The 1,224-nt window shown below is 53.4% G+C and carries 2 protein-coding genes; both read right to left on the bottom strand.

The window, feature by feature from the left end:
- A partial coding sequence (locus PSI17_RS16900) for a hypothetical protein (protein WP_273553065.1) occupies positions 1-190 on the bottom strand: 190 nt, incomplete at its 3' end.
- The coding region (locus PSI17_RS16895) for a thioesterase domain-containing protein (RefSeq protein ID WP_273553064.1) at positions 168-1,224 on the bottom strand (1,057 nt) is incomplete at its 5' end. The genes PSI17_RS16895 and PSI17_RS16900, both read right to left, overlap by 23 nt.

Raw genomic sequence — 1,224 nt, 5'->3', positions numbered from 1 at the left:
TTAACTCACGGCGACAATAAGTGACAGGGTCACCCGCAATGTGCGTTTCCAGTTCAGGCAGTCCTTCCTCACCGGCACAGGAAGTAAACTGATCGAGCAGCGCTTGCCATGCTTGCTCATCCAGACAGGAAGTATGAAGCTCCATTTTATCCGCCTCGTCGTCGTGCTTAGCTTGGGTTGCACATGTCATCTAATGCCTGCCATAGCTTGGCTATCCACTGCCCGACTTGCGGGGCGGACAACATCGTCATATGATTGCCGGGCACCAGCATCGTACTGAGTTCAGCCACGAGAAGACCCCACTGGGTTTCGCGAGTTCTCCTTTCATCCCAATCGCCTTTCTCTGCATTGATCAGATGAACCCGACCCTGATAGCGGGTACGGGGAATATAGCCAGTGTTCAGATTGGCCTGCATCACGCGAACAATGCCCTGCAACAGTGATATCGGCGTTTTGGCCGGGAAAAGCCCCGCTTTCACCAAGGCATGGTGCAGACGCTGAGTCTGTTCATCCGGTGCCAGATCATCAAGATCGGGTCTGGTCAGCGGAAGCGGTTTCTCTAATATCAGGTTATAAATATCGATCAGCTCCATGAGTGTCTCAGTGCGATTGACGGATTTGCAGGCATTCGCTTGCTGATCAGGTCCATCGGTATCAACCAGAATGAGCGAGGCGACCGATTCCCCCTCAGCCTGCAATTGCAACGCCATCTCAAAGGCAATCCAGCCCCCGAAAGAGTGGCCCAATAGATGATAAGGGCCATGAGGCTGGATTTGCCGGATATTTTGGATATAGGCACGGGCAGCCCCTTCAACACTGGTGTAAGGGAAGTTGTGCTCAGGCGTGGATCCGCGAGCCTGCAAAGCATATATCGGGCGTTGTTGGGGGAATGAGAGCGCCAGTTCAAGCAAACTGGACGGGCTGGCTCCCGCCCCCGGCAGGCAAAATAGCGGTGATAGCGATTGCGATCCCTGTTGAATGATAACGAGCGGGTTGAAGGCCGGCATTGCCTGTAGGTTTTCGGTGATGGAATCTGCTATCTGGTTCAGCAAAGGCGGGTGCATGATGGATTGATGCGTGCCACCAATAGGGAAAAGCACTGAATCATGACCAACGATATCATGCCAACCGCGCCAACTATCGCCGTTGGCTAACGCATCCGCTGTATAGAGATGGATAGCTAAGGATGATTTTTGCGCCACATACGCCTGACCAAGCTGTGTC

Source organism: Xenorhabdus sp. IM139775 (assembly GCF_028598745.1).
Classification (GTDB): Bacteria; Pseudomonadota; Gammaproteobacteria; order Enterobacterales; family Enterobacteriaceae; genus Xenorhabdus.
This window is presented reverse-complemented; position numbering and strand designations above follow the sequence as displayed.